General features: G+C 60.6%; 14 protein-coding genes and 1 riboswitch. Of the genes, 8 read left to right on the top strand and 6 right to left on the bottom strand.

The genetic code is table 11. The annotated features are described in order from the left end of the window. Together cobW and cobU are read right to left on the bottom strand one after the other, a co-directional pair. Entirely contained in the window at positions 1 to 1,047 is a 1,047-nt protein-coding gene (gene cobW / locus FHX08_RS03620) for a cobalamin biosynthesis protein CobW (protein ID WP_132653929.1), read from the bottom strand. Positions 1,048 to 1,051: 4 nt separating this feature from the next. After that, positions 1,052 to 1,561, bottom strand: coding sequence for a bifunctional adenosylcobinamide kinase/adenosylcobinamide-phosphate guanylyltransferase (gene cobU / locus FHX08_RS03615; RefSeq protein ID WP_132653928.1), 510 nt, complete (start codon positions 1,559 to 1,561; stop codon positions 1,052 to 1,054). A gap of 344 nt (positions 1,562 to 1,905) precedes the next feature. After that, positions 1,906 to 2,299, bottom strand: a riboswitch (cobalamin riboswitch). 207 nt (positions 2,300 to 2,506) lie between these two features. Between cobU and FHX08_RS03610 the strand changes: the two genes are divergently transcribed. Then, positions 2,507 to 4,297 carry a chloride channel protein gene (locus FHX08_RS03610; RefSeq protein WP_132654326.1) on the top strand — a complete coding sequence of 597 codons (1,791 nt, stop codon included), beginning with the start codon at positions 2,507 to 2,509 and terminating at the stop codon, positions 4,295 to 4,297. Here FHX08_RS03610 and FHX08_RS03605 read toward each other — a convergent pair. Continuing rightward, positions 4,294 to 5,751, bottom strand: a complete 1,458-nt coding sequence (locus FHX08_RS03605; protein ID WP_132653927.1) for a cobyric acid synthase — start codon at positions 5,749 to 5,751, stop codon at positions 4,294 to 4,296. The two genes, FHX08_RS03610 and FHX08_RS03605, sit on opposite strands and share 4 nt — an antisense overlap. A gap of 659 nt (positions 5,752 to 6,410) precedes the next feature. On the opposite strand from FHX08_RS03605, the gene FHX08_RS03600 reads away from it, so the two are divergent. After that, positions 6,411 to 7,409: a glycine betaine ABC transporter substrate-binding protein gene (locus tag FHX08_RS03600; protein WP_132653926.1), complete on the top strand. Its 999-nt coding sequence runs from the start codon at positions 6,411 to 6,413 to the stop codon at positions 7,407 to 7,409. A 33-nt stretch (positions 7,410 to 7,442) separates the two neighbouring features. After that, complete coding sequence (locus FHX08_RS03595) at positions 7,443 to 7,793, top strand: hypothetical protein (RefSeq protein WP_184326870.1); 351 nt, start codon at positions 7,443 to 7,445, stop codon at positions 7,791 to 7,793. Between the two features lie 6 nt (positions 7,794 to 7,799). On the opposite strand, the gene FHX08_RS03590 is transcribed toward FHX08_RS03595, so the two are convergent. From FHX08_RS03590 to FHX08_RS03580, 3 genes are all read right to left on the bottom strand, one after another. Next, positions 7,800 to 7,955 (bottom strand): entericidin A/B family lipoprotein, encoded by a 156-nt coding sequence (locus FHX08_RS03590; protein WP_007813980.1) that lies wholly within the window; start codon positions 7,953 to 7,955, stop codon positions 7,800 to 7,802. A gap of 95 nt (positions 7,956 to 8,050) precedes the next feature. Further along, complete coding sequence (locus FHX08_RS03585) at positions 8,051 to 8,992, bottom strand: LysR family transcriptional regulator (protein ID WP_409527387.1); 942 nt, start codon at positions 8,990 to 8,992, stop codon at positions 8,051 to 8,053. 84 nt (positions 8,993 to 9,076) lie between these two features. Continuing rightward, positions 9,077 to 10,447: a DUF882 domain-containing protein gene (locus FHX08_RS03580; RefSeq protein ID WP_245508267.1), complete on the bottom strand. Its 1,371-nt coding sequence runs from the start codon at positions 10,445 to 10,447 to the stop codon at positions 9,077 to 9,079. A gap of 286 nt (positions 10,448 to 10,733) precedes the next feature. Between FHX08_RS03580 and FHX08_RS03575 the strand changes: the two genes are divergently transcribed. The 5 genes from FHX08_RS03575 (at position 10,734) to FHX08_RS32020 (ending at position 16,026) form a co-directional block, all read left to right on the top strand. After that, the gene (locus FHX08_RS03575) at positions 10,734 to 12,038 is read left to right on the top strand and encodes a hemolysin family protein (RefSeq protein WP_132653923.1); all 1,305 of its coding nucleotides are present in this window, start codon (positions 10,734 to 10,736) and stop codon (positions 12,036 to 12,038) included. Positions 12,039 to 12,184: 146 nt separating this feature from the next. Then, complete coding sequence (locus FHX08_RS03570; RefSeq protein ID WP_132653922.1) at positions 12,185 to 14,086, top strand: potassium transporter Kup; 1,902 nt, start codon at positions 12,185 to 12,187, stop codon at positions 14,084 to 14,086. A 128-nt stretch (positions 14,087 to 14,214) separates the two neighbouring features. Further along, entirely contained in the window at positions 14,215 to 14,382 is a 168-nt protein-coding gene (locus tag FHX08_RS03565) for a hypothetical protein (RefSeq protein ID WP_165911892.1), read from the top strand. A gap of 116 nt (positions 14,383 to 14,498) precedes the next feature. After that, positions 14,499 to 14,702 (top strand): hypothetical protein, encoded by a 204-nt coding sequence (locus tag FHX08_RS03560; protein WP_132653921.1) that lies wholly within the window; start codon positions 14,499 to 14,501, stop codon positions 14,700 to 14,702. Positions 14,703 to 15,003: 301 nt separating this feature from the next. Next, positions 15,004 to 16,026, top strand: coding sequence for a GlxA family transcriptional regulator (locus tag FHX08_RS32020; protein WP_132653920.1), 1,023 nt, complete (start codon positions 15,004 to 15,006; stop codon positions 16,024 to 16,026).

Raw genomic sequence — 16,026 nt, 5'->3', positions numbered from 1 at the left:
TCAGATGAGCGCCTCGATCGCCTTGCGCATCGCGTCCTGATCCATCTCGTGCAGACCGATGACGACGAGGCGCGTGTTGCGCGCTTCGCCCGGGGCCCAGGCGCGGTCGAAATACTGGTCGATGCGGGCACCCACGGCCTGCAGCTGCAGGCGCATGGGCTTGCCCGAAACGTCGATGAAGCCTTTCAAGCGCAGCACGTCGTGTTCGGCAATGATACCCTTCAGCTTCTCGACGAAACCGGCGGTATCCGAGACAGCGCCAAGCTCGATGACGAAACTGTCGAATTCATCGTGGTCGTGCGGCTCGCCATCCTCATGCTCCAGCTCGTGATGGGATTTGCGGTTGACGATATCCTCTTCCGTGCCGATACCGAGGCCGAGCAGCACGCTTGCCGGCACCTCGCCGTTCCTGGCTTCGATCATCACGGGCTTGCGGGCAATGCGCGAGGCGACTTCGCTCTTCACGCGGCCGAGGCCGTCGGCGTCGATGAGATCGGTCTTGTTGAGCACGATCAGATCGGCACAGGTCAGCTGATCCTCGAAGAGCTCCTCGATCGGGCTTTCGTGATCGAGCGATTCATCCTCGACACGGCGCGCATCGACGGCATCGTGATCGTCGGCAAAACGGCCGGCGGCAACAGCCGCGCTATCGACCACCGTGATGACGCCGTCGACGGTGACTTCGCTTCTGATATCCGGCCAGTTGAAGGCGGCGACCAGCGGCTGCGGCAAAGCGAGGCCCGACGTTTCGATGACGATATGGTCGGGGCGTTGGTCGCGCTCCAGAAGCTTGGTCATGGTCGGAATGAAATCGTCGGCGACCGTGCAGCAGATGCAGCCATTGGTGAGCTCGATAATGTCGTCCTCGGTGCAGTTCTCCGCGCCGCAGCCCTTCAGCACGTCGCCATCGACGCCGAGATCGCCGAACTCATTGATGATGAGCGCGATCTTCTTGCCGCCGGCATTGGTGAGCAGGTTGCGGATCATGGTCGTCTTGCCGGCGCCGAGAAAGCCGGTGATGACGGTTGCGGGAATCTTCTGCTGCATGGAACTAACCCTTCATTTTCAGCGGCAGACCCGCTGCGATAAAATAAACATCTGTGGCCGAAGCCGCGATCATCTGGTGCAATCGGCCGGCATGGTCGCGAAACTCCCGCGCCATGCGATTGTCAGGCACGATGCCGAGCCCGACTTCATTGGAAACGATGACGAGCTGTGCCCTTGCCGTGGGAAGAAATGCGGCAAGCGCGGCAGACTGGGCGGCGATATCGCGCCCGTCCATCATCAGATTGGTAAGCCATAAAGTCAGGCAATCGACGAGGATTGCCCTGCCCTCTGCATCGATGGCCGCAAGGCGCTCGGCGAGATCGAGCGGCTCTTCATGCGTAGTCCAGGACGGGCCGCGATCGGCCTTGTGCTTGATGATGCGTGCCTGCATCTCTTCGTCCCAGGCGCGACCGGTGGCAATGTAATGGCGCTCGAGGCCACCTGTGGTGATGAGGTTTTCGGCGAAACGGGATTTGCCGGAGCGTGCGCCGCCGAGGATGAAGGTGACGGTCATAACGACACCGACCGTTGAGGATGGGCACGGCCTTCCCCACACCCCTCATTCCTGTGCTTGTCACAGGAATCCAGCCTGCCCAAGTCCTTGGGCGGGAGAGACTCATTCTGCGATAGCGCTGATTCATTCACGGCGCAGACGCGCGGTGGCTGTATTCCTGCAAGCACAGGAACGAGGGGGGAGAAAACAACACGTCCCGAGGTCCCCTCATCCGGCCCTTCGGGCCACCTTCTACCCGCGGGGGAGAAGGGGAAACCCATGCGCACCACACGACGCAGTGCCGAACCATATCCTTCAGCCAAGACAACCTCCGTGCTGGCAGCGGGCAAATGCCCAATTTGGGCTTGATGCCCGGCACAGATGGCAGGTCTCCTGGCTCGCAGTTATCGGCCGCGACCGGGGCGACCTGATGCGGTCGCCCCTGATCGTGCCAGCGGATCTGCCTCGCCTTCCCGGCTGCGTCTCGTGAAAAGGCGGACGATTCGTAGAAATAGAGGCGTCCTGCCTCGGCTGATCACGATGCATTTCCAGTGGCTTTTCCGGCACTTGCCCGCTCTGCCCGCCTGCACCACGCAGGCTGTCAGCTTAACGGCCCAAATGCCGGCCGGAAGACCCTGACTGCTCTACAGTCGCGGGGTCGGCTGTGATGAAGGCGCCCGGCTTGGGTCCGCCCCGTCACATTCCCTTTTCATCCGGAAGGCGTAAGGCCGATCCGGAACCATCCATTATGTGGTTTCATGGTTAGGCGCGTGCAACCCCCATGTCAATTGCCGTGCAACGAGCCAAAGCCGTTCATCTCGACTTACACTACCAAGATTATCGTGTTTATTCAAAAACTTACGTCATAAAAACTTTACTGCTCGGCCGGTATTTTGCCGCAATTGGCAAGCATGCGGATGCCGCCCGTCACCTTGACCGTTCCTCCTGCCGCCTAGTTCTCCTATGATGCTCTCCCGAATGGATATCCGCCGCTTCCGGCCCCTCACCACCATTTTCGATTTGGGGCGTCTGCGTGCCCTCGTAAGACAAAGCGAAATGGGCTTGGTCTTTGCTGGCGCGCTGGTTGGCATCGCTGCAGGACTGGCGGTCAGCGCCATGAGTTTTATCTCCGAGGAGATGCACAAGCTGATCTTCGGGATCGCGACCGAGACCCGGCTCAGCGCTTCGCAGATCGACAATCAGTTTCTGCTGATGACGGCGCCTTTCGCAGGCGGCATCCTGCTTGGCCTCTTGATCTTCATTCTCGCCAAGTGGCGCAAGAAGCCGATGGTCGACCCGATCGAGGCCAATGCGCTGCATGGCGGCCGCTTGTCGCTGACCGACAGCATCCTCGTGGCCGTCCAGAACGTCGTCTCCAACGGCTTCGGCGCCTCCGTCGGTCTCGAAGCCGGCTATACGCAGCTTGCCGCCGGCATCGCCTCGAAATTCGGACTGAAGCTGCAGCTTCGCCGAGCGGATCTTCGCATTCTCGTCGGCTGCGGTGCGGCCGGCGCCATCGCCGCCGCCTTCAATGCGCCCCTGACCGGCGCCTTCTACGCGTTCGAACTCATCATCGGCACCTATGCCATCGTCTCGCTGACGCCGGTCGTCGTCGCAGCCCTCGTCGCCACGCTGGTTGCCCGCCTGCTGGCCGGCAGCGATTTCGTCATCGATGTCGGCAGTTTCGGCGCTGTCCAGCCGGCCGATTACGTGCCGGCGATCGCCCTTGGCGCCTTCTGCGCCGGCATTGGTATCCTCCTCATGCAGGGCGTCGCCTTCGTCGAGGAACTGGCGCGCAAGAGCTCCGTCCCGCTGCCCTTCCGCCCGGCGCTTGGTGGCATCGTCGTCGGCCTGCTGGCGCTGATTTCACCGCAGGTTCTGGCCGCCGGCCATGGCGCGCTGCATCTGAACCTCGCTAATGAAGTGACGATCCCCGCGCTCGTCGGCCTGTTCCTTTTGAAATCGATCGCGTCCGCCGTCTCGATCGGCTCCGGCTTCAGAGGCGGCCTCTTCTTCGCCTCGCTCTTCATGGGCGCCCTGCTCGGCAAGCTCTTTGCTTATTCGGCCCCCTATTTCGCCGATGCGACGCTGACGCCGGTCATCTACGCTGTCGTCGGCATGAGCTCGCTCGCCGTTGCCGTCATCGGGGGACCGCTGACCATGACCTTCCTGGCGCTGGAGATCACCGGCGACTTTCCGATCACCGCCTTGGTGCTCGCGGCTGTGATCACGTCATCGCTCGTGGTGCGCACCACATTCGGCTACTCCTTCGCCACATGGCGCTTCCACCTGCGGGGTGAGAGCATTCGCAGCGCCCATGATGTCGGCTGGATCAGAAACCTGACCGTCGACAAGCTGATGCGCGCCGATGTGAAGACGGCCAAAAAAAGCATGACGCTCGACGACTTCAAGGCGGCCTACCCGATCGGGTCGACGCAGCGCGTCATCCTCGTTGACGACAGCGACAAATATGCGGGTCTCGTGCTCGTCCCGGAAATCTACGCCAATCCCACCAGTTCGCAGGACGAAGCCCAGAACCTTGCTGATTTCATCCGCTACAAAAACGACTTCCTGCAGCCGCAGATGAATGCCAAGCAAGCGGCCGCGATTTTCGACAAGACCGAAAGCGAAGCGCTCGCAGTCGTCAACAATCTGATCGAGCGCAAGGTGATCGGCCAGCTCAGCGAAAGCCACACGCTGCGTCGCTACAGCGAAGAGCTCGACCGCCGCCGCCGCGAAGTTTCGGGGGAAATCTAGTCGCCGAGGAGGCCGGCAAGAAAACGCTCATCGAGGGCGTGTTCCAGCTCGCCAGCAACCTCGTCCAGTGCCTGATCGACGCTTTGGCGATAATTCGCCCGCTCCCCCGAAAGCCCGAAGCTTTCCAGAAGCCTGGCCCGATAGGCATCCGAACCGAACAGCCCGTGCAGATAGGTGCCCATGATACGCCCGTCCGCCGAAACCGCCCCATCAGGCAGGCCATCGACAATAACCGCCGGGCGCTCGCAATCCGTGCCTCGTGTGATGCCGAGGTGGATCTGATAACCCGAGAGCGGCACCTCATACTGGCAAGAGCGTGCGCTGCTGTTACGCACGGTCTTTTCCGGCGCCATCTCTGTATCGACATCGAGCAGGCCAAGCCCTTCGATATCAGTTACCGCCCCTTCGATGCCTAGCGGATCGCGCACCCTTTGGCCGAGCATCTGGTAGCCGCCGCAAATGCCGATCACCCGGCCGCCGCGCCTGACATGCGCGGCAAGGTCACGATCCCATCCCTGCGCCCTGAGATCACTGAGATCCGATATCGTCGATTTCGAGCCTGGCAGGATGATGAGCCCGGCATCGCCTGGCAGCCGCTCGCCTGATCGCACGAAGACGAGTTCGATATCAGGCTCGGTGCGCAACGGATCGAGATCGTCGAAGTTGGCAATGCGGGGCAGAACAGGCACGGCGATCTTCAGCGCGCCAGCTGGTCCTTTTGCAAGCCGCTCCAACACAACGGAATCCTCAGCCGGCAGCCGCCCAGCCGCCTTCAGCCAGGGCACGACGCCGAAGCAGGGCCAGCCGGTAAACGCCCTGATCGACGCGATCCCGTCGTCGAACAGGCTCACATCGCCGCGGAACTTGTTGATGATATAGCCTGATATCATCCGCCGGTCCTCTTCCGTCAGGATCGCATGGGTGCCGACGAGCGAAGCGATCACCCCGCCGCGGTCGATATCCCCCACGAGTACGACCGGCACGTTCACGCGCGTCGCAAAGCCCATATTGGCGATATCGCCGGCCCGGAGATTGATCTCGGCCGGCGATCCCGCCCCTTCGACGATGACGAGGTCGGCATCTTCCGACACCCTGGCGAAACTCTCCAGCACGGAAGAGAGGAGCTGCGGCTTCAGCCGCTGATAATCGCGCCCCTTCGCCTGCCCGAAGACTCTGCCCTGCACGATGATCTGGCTGCCATTCTCCGACTGCGGTTTCAGCAGCACCGGGTTCATATGCACCGAGGAAGGTGTCCGCGCGGCCAGCGACTGCAGCCACTGCGCCCGGCCGATCTCGCCGCCGTCGTCGGAAACTGCCGCGTTGTTCGACATGTTCTGCGGCTTGAAGGGGCGCACTTTCAGCCCGCGATTGGCAGCCAGCCGGCAAAGGCCCGCCACCAACACCGTCTTGCCGACATCCGAGCCGGTTCCCTGCAGCATGATGGCTCTGGTCATTGAGGTCTATCCGTGAAGCGTTTCCCGCAGGCCTACAATGAGCGTTGCGGACCGGTCAACAGAGAGCCAGAAATGCGAAAACCGCGATCAGGCCATAAGCCCAACGCGGTTTGCCATAAAACGCTGACGCCCTCACCATTACGCGATGAAGCTCGCTTTCTCCGGGACGCTCTACCTGATCCGGAGAAGCAGCGGTTGTCCCCCGCCGCGTCACAAGTGATAACGGCACATTCTTACTGGATGGTTATTGAACGCCCGCCTTAACGCGAATTTCGACCTTTTTTGCACTTTTTCTAATTTCTCTCATTTGAAACCGCTTTCAGCTCATCCCGAGGGGCGCATCTGCCTCCGTCGCGTATAGGGTCGCACCGCCATGGATGCCGGCATAAATTCTTCGGATTCAATAATTTAGTGACTGAGGGAAGACAGAAAAGGGAGTTGATTTCTTATCGTAAATCCTTAGGCTTGCTCATAATCAACCATCGATAGAAATGGCCAGCGACGAGCCGCCGGAAAACCAGACGAACGGCGCCGCAGACAGGAAGGCCCGCCGAGCATGTTCCGGCCGGGCGATGGGCACCTGAAGCGGCGGAGAGATTTGTCGGCTAATTGCCCCCGGTGCATGCACGTTCGATCCTATAAAATTTCGGGGACTTATAATGAAGACATTTTTCACGTCGCTCATCCTTGCCGTCTGTCTTTATGCGGGAACTGGTGAGGCGCAGGCTGCCGAATGCGGCAAGGTCTCGATTGCCGAAATGAGATGGGGCTCCGCGGGCATTGCCGCGAGCTTCGACAAGTTCATCCTCGAGAAAGGCTACGGCTGCTCGGTCTCGATCGTCGACGGTGACACGCTGCCGACTTTCGCCTCCATGAATGGCACGGGCACCCCCGATATCGCCTCGGAATTCTGGACAAAGGCCGTCCAGCCGCAGCTCGATACCGCCATCAAGGAGGGCCGGCTGGTAGAGGGCGCCGAAATCCTTGCCGACGGGGCGATCGAAGGCTGGTACATTCCCAAATTCATCGCCGATGCCAATCCCGATATCGGCTCGGTACAAGATGCACTGAAGCATCCGGAACTTTTTCCCGATATCGACGATCCCTCACACGCCGTCGTCCATAATTGTCCGGGATCCTGGGCCTGCGAGATCTCGACCCGCAACCTCTTCAAGGCACTCAATGCCGGCAAGCTGGGGTTTGCGCTGGTCGACAGCCGCACCCCCGACGATTTTAACGATTCAATTGCCCGCGCCTTCGACAACAAGGTTGGCTGGCTCGGCTATTACTGGTCGCCAACAGCAGTCATCGGCAAGTATGACTTGAAGAAACTCGGTTTCGGCGTGCCGCATGACCAGGCCGAATGGGACGCCTGCACCTCTGTTCGCGGTTGCGCCAATCCCAAGGTGAACGCCTATCCGGTGTCGCAGGCCTTCACGCTGATGACCCGGTCCTTTGCCGACCGCGCCGGCCCCGTCATGAACTACCTGAAGGCGCGCAGCTGGGATAACGAAACCATTAGCCAGGTGCTGGCCTGGCAGGACGAAAACGGAGAGAACAACGAAAATGCCGCCCTTTATTTCCTGCAGAATTACGAGGAACTCTGGAGCCGCTGGGTTCCGGCCGATGTAGCCGAGAAGGTCAAGGCCAGTCTATAAACCGTCCCGGCAACAAGAATTGGACGATTCGTTATGACTGGCACGGTACCCTTCCCCGATCGCGATACCGTCGCGGAAAAACTTGCGGCGCTTTCCGAAGCCGACACATCCTATCTGTCGCTGCTGATGGAAAATCCTGTTCAGGACGATAACCTGCTGGAGGGCCTGCACCGTCATCTGGACCTTGCCTCTACCTCTCGCTTCCTCAATTCGCTGAAGCTCGAAACCCTCGGTAAGTGGCTCGGGGAAGCTGCACCTGCCCGGCTGCAGATCAGGCTAATGGAAGCGGCGCGTTCCAGCCAGCACCCGGCCTATGCCGCATTCCGGACCGGGCTGACCCGATCCGGCGGGCTGGAAAAAGCCTATCCTGCTTCGAAGATCTGAAATCGATTACCTCTTCGCGGCCCGATCGACACTGCGGCCAGCATCCTGTGTGGCATTGACGGCATTTGCCGTATCCCTGCCCACGCCACGGATCGTGTTGGCGCAAGAAGAAAGCGCAAGAAGGATCATCAAGGCGGATGCTATTTTACCCGTGGTCGTCATGTGCGAAATCCTTTTTTGAAATCAAGCCCGAACGGCTGAAGCCGCCCGGGCGGGATAACGCATTCGTGAGCGAAAAGTTCACCGGCTAAGCGAAATCAGGCAGCCGCTGCTTTAGACCTCTCTGCGAAGGATGCGCGGATGCTGTCGGCGACCGTCTCGATCGGCCCCGTCATCTGCGATGCCGTCAGCAGCTGGATATCGAACGAGCCCAGTTCCGGAAGCCCTTCCTGGATGCCGAGGATCGCCATGTCATCGCTGACATAAGAGAGCGGCAGAGGCGCGATGGCGAGATCGGAGACCACGGCGGCGCGCTGCGCCATCGTGTGGGCGCTGAGATAGGCCACACGATAGGGCCGCTTATTGCGCTCGAGCTGGGTGATCGCTTCCTGCCGCCAGATGCAGCCGTCTTCCCAGATCGAGATCGGCAGCGGATCGCGGCGATGGGCCGAACCGCACTTGGCGCCTGCCCAGACGAGCCGCTCACGATAGACGACCTCGCCATTGGTCGGGAACGGCCGCGTCGCGCAGTTGATGAGTGCGAGATCGAGGCGCTGCTCCTCCATCCGCTTTTTCAGGCCGATGCTCATGTCGATCGTCACGTCGACCATGATGCCCGGATAGGTCTCTGCGAAACTCTTCAGGATCTGCGGCAGCAGTCGTTCGCCAATATCCTCGGGCGCGCCGAGCCGCACAACGCCACTGAGCTCGGGCATGATAAAGCGCGATACCGCCTCGTTGGAGAGCGCCAGGATGTTACGCGCATAGGACAGCAGCATTTCGCCATGCTGCGTCAGCGTCACAGAGCGCGCATCGCGGCGAAACAGCGTCACGCCGAGCTGTTCTTCCAGTTTCTTGATCTGCATGGAAACCGCGGACGGCGTGCGAAAGACGGTTTCGGCTGCGGTCGAAAAATTTCCGGTTTCTGCGATGGCGACGAAGGTGCGCAGCACGTCATTGTCGAGCAACGGAATGGGACGGCGAAACGGGATGGTCATCGTCACATCTTTCAATTTTTCTGAATGACAAAGCATTATCATTCTATTTGATTGAAAGTCAACCGAACCCCTGTTTTTGGAGGGGCGATCATTGCGATGTCGCCTGATCTCATCTCTCTTGCTGAATCATCCCTCGGTGCCGAAACGGCTGGTCTTAAAGCTCTTTCCGGCAGCGCCGGCCGCAACCGCCCTGCCCTCGCCGCGGCTATCAGGATAGGTCGTGCCGATCATGGCCGGCGCCGTCAGCTCGACCGTGGCCTCCGGAGATCGTACGGCCCATGCGATCAGCGCCCGTGCAGACATCTCGCCGACGCCGCCCGAGACATGCCGCGACGCGGAGACCGGCAGCACCGCGATCTGCTCCGCCGTCGGCGCCGGATGGATGAGCCTGTCGGCAACGAGCGCAGCATTGGCGGGCTTGCGGCCGATGACGAAGCGCGTGAAGTCGGCCTGAGCCCGCTGGACGGATGCCGACGCCGGTGCAATTGCAGGAACCGGCGCAAGGGCTGGTATTGGCGTCTCGCTCTCGATGGCCTCGCTGTCAACGGGCCGCAGCGCGGGAAGCGGAACGGTAAGCGAGGCGAGATCGGCAAAGCCGCGATCGGCCGCCTCCTGGTCCTCCGGTTTGGCCAATTGCCGCGTCAGTCCGAGATCGGCCCGTTTCTGCGGCGTCGGCAACATGGCCGTGACCAGGCTTCCGGTGACGACAGGGTCCGGCTTCTTGACCGCGGCGGGCGCGTCGTCGTCCTCTTCCTCGTTGGCGGCAATCAGGATCGGCGCGGAGCGAATGCCCTTCTTGCGTTCGGCAAGCGCCTGCTGATAACCCGGCAGCGGACGTCCATCCGCCGGCAGATGGATGGTACGTCCATCCGGGAACAGTCGCGCCAGTTCCTGGCGCGACATGCGCGGCCAGGCGCGCACATTGCCGACATCGAGATGCACGAAGGGTGAGCCCGATGTCGGGTAATAGCCGACGCCGCCCACCTGCATTTGCATGGCAATCGCGCGCAGCGTCGCGAGCTTGACGCCCGGAATATAGAAATCCATCGCCTTGCCGAGCATGTGCTGGCTATGTTTGGCAACACCGGTATTGCGCGAGCGGGTGCGCAGCATATTGTTGGTCGCCGGCGAACGATAGGCTGAGACAACGTGGATCGTCTCCTTCGCCCCGCTCTTGCGATAGACTTCCCACACGAGATCGAGCAGGCGCGGGTCCATTTTGGCGGGCTCGTTACGCCGCCAGTCGCGCAGGAAGCGATTGATCTGGGCGAGCCCGCGCTGATCGTACCTGCCGTTGCGCTTGAAAACGATCGTCGCCCGCTCCCCCGTATGCGTGAAGAAGAGCTTCAGCGCCCGATCCTCCGCCGTTGCCTCGCTCGATCCGGCAATGATGGCGAAAACAAACGCCACGGCAAGTGCCATGCGATGGGCGACGAAAGACAGAAACCAGGCTGACGCGGTCGCCGGAATGGCGGCGATGGCTTGATGAAGGGACACAGGCTTCGTCCTTGGGCGAGACACGAAAACATCACAGGCACCGCATACGCGGCGGCGTTAAGCCTTCATTATGGTCAACAGATTCTTAAGAGGGGGTTTATGAGCCCCAGATACTAGCAAGCACCGGGACGGAAGGGGCGGCGTGCAAATTCTCAGGCCATTCCGGCCGGGAGAAGTTTTGCCGTAATTAACTCGCTCACGGGCATGATCTTCGACAGGAACCCTCGCAAAGCGAGACGAGATCGCATAGTTTCGATGCAGCATTATCAGCGAAACAGGCCAAAGTTTGTATACCGAAATAGCCATCGTCGTCCTTCTCACCATTCTCAACGGCGTCCTTGCCATGTCGGAGCTCGCGATCGTCTCCGCCCGCCCGGCACGCCTCAAGGTCCTGGCGGACCAGGGAAGCAGAGGAGCGCGACTGGCCCTGCGGCTTGCCGAAGACCCGGGCCGGTTCCTGTCGACGGTGCAGATCGGCATCACCCTCGTCGGCGTCCTCTCCGGCGCTTTTTCCGGTGCGACGCTGGGTGCGCGATTCTCCGCCTGGCTCCTGGCACAGGGGCTTCCCAATGCCTGGGCAGACGGGCTCGGCGTCGGTTCGGTCGTCGTGATCATCACCTATCTCTCCCTCATCATCGGCGAGCTGGTGCCCAAGCAGATGGCGCTGCGCGCGCCCGAAGCGCTCGCCGCCAGGGTCGCTCCGACGATGACCTATCTGTCGAAGGCTGCACTGCCGCTCGTCTGGCTGCTCGACGGCTCGGGCAAACTCATTCTCGCCCTACTCGGTCAGTCCGGAAAGAACGCCGATGGCGTCACCGATGAGGAGATCAAGACGGTTCTTGCCGAAGCCCAGAGCGCCGGCGTGATCGAGAGCGGCGAATCCGCCATGATCACCGGCGTCATGCGCCTTGCCGATAGAACGGCGCGCGCGCTCATGACGCCACGGCGCGATGTCGAGCTGGTCGATATCGAGGATTCCGCTGAAGAGATCCGCAAGACCATCCAGTCGACGTCGCGGACGCGACTGCCAGCCCGCAAGGGCAGCTCCGACGAGGTTCTCGGCGTTCTCGCCGTCAAGAATTACTACGACGCCCTCGCTGCCAGCCGATCGGTCGACATTATGACGCTTGTGCAGGAGGTTCCGATCATCTCGGACCTCGCTCCCGCCTCCTCGGTGATCGACGCGATCCGCAAGTCGCCGCAGCATATGGTTCTGGTTTACGACGAATATGGTCATTTCGAGGGTGTGATCACCTCAGGCGACATTCTGGAATCGATCATGGGCGTCTTCGGCGAAGCGGCCTCCGGCGAGGAGCCGGCGATCAAGCGACGCGACGATGGCTCCTACCTCGTTTCCGGATGGACGCCGATCGACGAGTTTTCCGAATTCATGAATTTTCCGCTCGACGAGGACGTCGAATATCAGACTGTCGCCGGCCTCGTTCTGGAAGAGTTGAAGCATCTGCCCGAACTTGGAGAGACCTTCGTCAAGAACGACTGGAAATTCGAGGTGATCGATCTCGACGGGCGGCGCGTCGACAAGCTGCTGGTCAGCGCCCTGACAAAGGATGAAGCGCGGGCGGAAACCTGATTGGAGACCGGATGTGTCCGGCCCCGGCCCTTGCGCCCCCGGCTTGCGTCCGACGTGCCATTCTCAGGTTGTGCCCCATATCTTTCATTCCGAGCAGCAATCCAGGCCAGACAACAATCAGTGCCCACAACGATCAGGAAGCGTCCATGTCCGCAACCGCTCACGACGCAGACCGGTTCCATCCAGGCCAGCAAAAGTTTGCCGCCCTCGTGCTCGGGGCGATCGGTGTGGTCTATGGAGATATCGGCACAAGCCCGCTCTATGCCTTCCGCGAAGCGCTTCGCCCCTTCGTCCATGACGGCGTGACGCCGCAGGAAATCATCGGACTGATCTCCCTGATGATCTGGACGCTGACGTTCATCGTAACGTTCAAATACGTGCTGTTTCTTCTGAGGGCAGACAACGAAGGCGAAGGCGGAACCCTTTCCCTGCTCGCCCTTCTCATGAAGAAGACCAGCCGGCACGCTACCATCTTCTTCTTCGCAGGCATCATTGGTGCCGCGCTGTTCATCGGCGACGCGATGATCACACCTGCCTTGTCGGTGCTGTCGGCGCTCGAAGGGCTGAAGCTCGTAACCCCTGTTTTCACGCCCTATGTCCTGCCAATCGCCGTCGCGATCATGCTGGTCCTGTTCCTGATACAGTCGGTCGGCACCGCATCAGTATCGAAGCTCTTCGGCCCGATAACGCTCCTTTGGTTCGTGGTAATGGGCATTGGCGGGTTGGTCCACATCGCAGACGATCCCGCGATTTTCGCCGCGCTCAATCCACTCTACGCGTTCAACTTCATCACCCATGCCGGCCTGGTCGGTCTGGTGGTCCTCGGTGCCGTCTTCCTGACCGTGACGGGCGCAGAGGCGCTCTATGCCGACCTCGGCCATTTTGGCAGGAAGCCGATCCAGGCCGCCTGGTTCGTAGTGATTTTCCCCTCCCTTCTGTTGAACTATCTCGGCCAGGGCGCGCTGGTGCTCGCCAACCCCCGGGCCGCGTCCGATCCGTTCTTCCTGCTGTTTCCGGAATGGGCGATCCTTCCAGTGGTCCTCCTTGCCACGGCTGCCACGATCATCGCCAGCCAGGCGGTCATCACCGGGGCGTTCTCGCTTGCCCGTCAGGCGATCCATCTCGGCTTCCTTCCGCGGCTGGAGATCTGCTTCACCTCTGCCGCCAACACCGGCCAGATTTATGTGCCGGCGGTGAATATGGCGCTCCTGTTCGGCGTTCTTGCCCTGATCTTCGCCTTCGGTTCTTCCGAAGCCCTTGCAACGGCCTATGGAATTTCGGTCACGGGTGCAATGGTCGTCACGACGATCCTGTCCTTCCAGTTTCTCCGCGTCGTCTGGGGCTGGACGGTGATGAGCGCCCTTGCCGTTCTCCTGCCGCTCTTCGTGCTCGAGGGCGTCTTTCTCGGTGCCAACCTCCTGAAGATCCACGACGGCGGCTACGTCCCCGTGCTGATCGCCGGCGCGCTGATGATAATGATGTGGACCTGGAAGAAGGGAACCCTGCTCATCCGCGACAGGTCGTCGAGAAACGACATACCGCTGATACCGTTCCTGAGGTCGATCGAACGGCCATCGGATCACGCGCCTACCGAGGTCCCGGGCACGGCAGTCTTCCTGACCAGCCTTCCCGATAGCGTCCCGGGCGTGCTTCTGCATAACCTGAAGCACAATCGCGTCCTGCACGCCCATAATGTCATTCTCACCGTGAAAACCGCGCCGCGCCCCTATGTGGTGGAGACGGAACGCGTGACGATCGAAAAGCTCTCGGAGCGCTTCATCAAGATCCAGCTCCTCTTCGGCTTCATGGAGGATCACGACGTTACCAAAGCCCTGCCGCTCTGCCGCAAGGCGGGCTTCGATTTCGAGATCATGTCGACCTCCTTTTATGTCGGCAGGCGCAAGCTGATCAGTGACCCGAATGTCGGCCTTCCCGCCTGGCAAGACCGGCTCTTCATCGCGATGGCAAGCTTCGCCATCGATCCCTCGGATTATTTCCAGCTTCCCAACAACCGCGTGGTGGAGCTTGGCGAGCAGATGGTAATTTGAGACTGCGCCCCGCGCCCTCTACTTTCAATTTCGCTGAATCTAAAGGCCAGTTCATTTCATTTGTTTGAATCAACCTGCGGACCTATATTTATCTTGTGACGATGAGGCTGAGAAAAAGGAGGCCGAACATGTCGCAAGTAGCAGGCTTCAACATCCTCCAGGCTTTCTTCGCGTTTCGCGCACGCATGTTTCGGGTGGCGGCACGCGAACGGATCAGGCAGGAAATGAAGCATTATCCGCCGCATCTTGCGGCCGATATCTGCGCCCTGCCCGCTCTCGACGAGCAGCAGCGATAGTTCAAAACCGCTTATGGTACTCATAAAATCTATTCGTTTGAATGATGAGTGCCGCAAGCGCATATTTCATCTCAAGGATACGGGAATCCCGTGTCCTGCCAGGAAAGGAAACGGCAATGACCTCAATGACCTACAGAGATGGCGGCAAGAGCCTGTCATCCTATGGCAGACATCTTTCGCTCGGTTCCTATGCCGACAAGCTCGTGCGCGCATGGCGCCGCTGGCAGACGGAGCGACAGATCGAATCCATGCCCCTCGACATCCGCAAGGATATCGGCTGGCCGAGCGCCGATGAGACCGGCAAGAACAGAGCTCACTAAAGACAGGGCTCCTTGATGCAAATATATGCAATGAATGCGACATACCTCCCAAGCTAAGGCGGTGCCTGCCCCACGCAGCACCGCCTTTTTCATATCCGCCACATGCTTTTTCCCCATTAAATTTCGTCGAACTTCCGCACCGCAGCGACATCTGTCGCTCCTCGCGCGCCGCAAATCACGAACAATGTCGCAGATTTGCTCTTCCTAGCCGCATTTATCCATGCCAATGTCGCTTTTAGAACATCGGAACGACGCTTTCCAAGCAACGAATATGGCGTCGCCCTCGAGCATGGATTTTCCAATGAACAAGATGCAGCTCAAGAAACGTTCCGTAGTCTTCTTCATGGTTCCGCAATTCACCATGCTGCCGTTTTCGGCGGCAGTGGATACGTTGCGTATCGCAAACCGCATGCTCGGCTATCAGGCCTATACATGGCGCCTGAGCTCCGTCGACGGCGAAAAGGTCTATTCCTCCTGCGGCATCGGCGTGGAGGCCAATTCCTCGCTCGCCGAAGAACGCCGGCATCTCGCCGGCGAAAACCGCCCGGGCATGGTGCTCGTCTGTTCCGGCATCGATGTCGAGACCTTCAACAACAAATCCGTCAATGCGTGGCTCCGCGAATCCTACAATCGCGGCGTTGCCGTCGGTTCGCTCTGTACGGGCGCCCACGTGCTTGCTCAGGCGGGTCTCCTGAACGGCAAGCGCTGTGCGATCCACTGGGAAAACCTGCCGGGCTTCTCCGAGGCCTTCCCGCAGGCCGAGGTCTATGCCGATCTCTATGAGGTCGACAACAATCTCTACACCTGCGCTGGCGGCACGGCCTCGCTTGACATGATGCTGAACCTCGTCGGCGAGGATTTCGGTGAAAGCCTCGTCAACCGCATCTGCGAGCAGCATCTGACCGACCGCGTGCGCAACCCGCATGACCGCCAGCGCCTGCCTCTGCGTGCGCGCCTCGGCGTCCAGAACGCCAAGGTGCTCTCGATCATCGAGCTGATGGAAGGCAATCTCTCCGAGCCGCTGTCGCTCCTGGAGATCGCCGAAGGTGCCGGCCTGTCGCGCCGCCAGATCGAGCGCCTCTTCCGCCAGGAAATGGGCAGGTCCCCTGCCCGCTACTATCTGGAAATCCGCCTCGATCGCGCCCGCCACCTGCTGGTTCAGTCCGCTATGCCGGTCGTGGAAGTGGCCGTCGCCTGCGGCTTCGTCTCTGCCTCGCACTTCTCCAAGTGTTATCGCGAACTCTACCATCGCTCACCGCAGCAGGAGCGCGCCGATCGCAAGATGACCATGGCGACGGCCCGCCAGCAGGCAGTTGCGGCTTGA

Source organism: Rhizobium sp. BK529, from assembly GCF_014194105.1.
GTDB lineage: Bacteria > Pseudomonadota > Alphaproteobacteria > Rhizobiales > Rhizobiaceae > Rhizobium.
This window is presented reverse-complemented; position numbering and strand designations above follow the sequence as displayed.

Excerpts from the sequence above, each read along its gene's own strand:
- cobW (WP_132653929.1), bottom strand. The coding sequence starts at position 1,047 with ATGCAGCAGAAGATTCCCGCAACCGTCATCACCGGCTTTCTCGGCGCC.
- FHX08_RS03570 (WP_132653922.1), top strand. The coding sequence starts at position 12,185 with ATGTCCGCAACCGCTCACGACGCAGACCGGTTCCATCCAGGCCAGCAA.
- FHX08_RS32020 (WP_132653920.1), top strand. The coding sequence starts at position 15,004 with ATGAACAAGATGCAGCTCAAGAAACGTTCCGTAGTCTTCTTCATGGTT.
- FHX08_RS03560 (WP_132653921.1), top strand. The coding sequence starts at position 14,499 with ATGACCTCAATGACCTACAGAGATGGCGGCAAGAGCCTGTCATCCTAT.
- FHX08_RS03595 (WP_184326870.1), top strand. The coding sequence starts at position 7,443 with ATGACTGGCACGGTACCCTTCCCCGATCGCGATACCGTCGCGGAAAAA.
- FHX08_RS03605 (WP_132653927.1), bottom strand. The coding sequence starts at position 5,751 with ATGACCAGAGCCATCATGCTGCAGGGAACCGGCTCGGATGTCGGCAAG.
- FHX08_RS03565 (WP_165911892.1), top strand. The coding sequence starts at position 14,215 with ATGTCGCAAGTAGCAGGCTTCAACATCCTCCAGGCTTTCTTCGCGTTT.
- cobU (WP_132653928.1), bottom strand. The coding sequence starts at position 1,561 with ATGACCGTCACCTTCATCCTCGGCGGCGCACGCTCCGGCAAATCCCGT.
- FHX08_RS03610 (WP_132654326.1), top strand. The coding sequence starts at position 2,507 with ATGCTCTCCCGAATGGATATCCGCCGCTTCCGGCCCCTCACCACCATT.
- FHX08_RS03585 (WP_409527387.1), bottom strand. The coding sequence starts at position 8,992 with ATGATAATGCTTTGTCATTCAGAAAAATTGAAAGATGTGACGATGACC.
- FHX08_RS03590 (WP_007813980.1), bottom strand. The coding sequence starts at position 7,955 with ATGACGACCACGGGTAAAATAGCATCCGCCTTGATGATCCTTCTTGCG.
- FHX08_RS03600 (WP_132653926.1), top strand. The coding sequence starts at position 6,411 with ATGAAGACATTTTTCACGTCGCTCATCCTTGCCGTCTGTCTTTATGCG.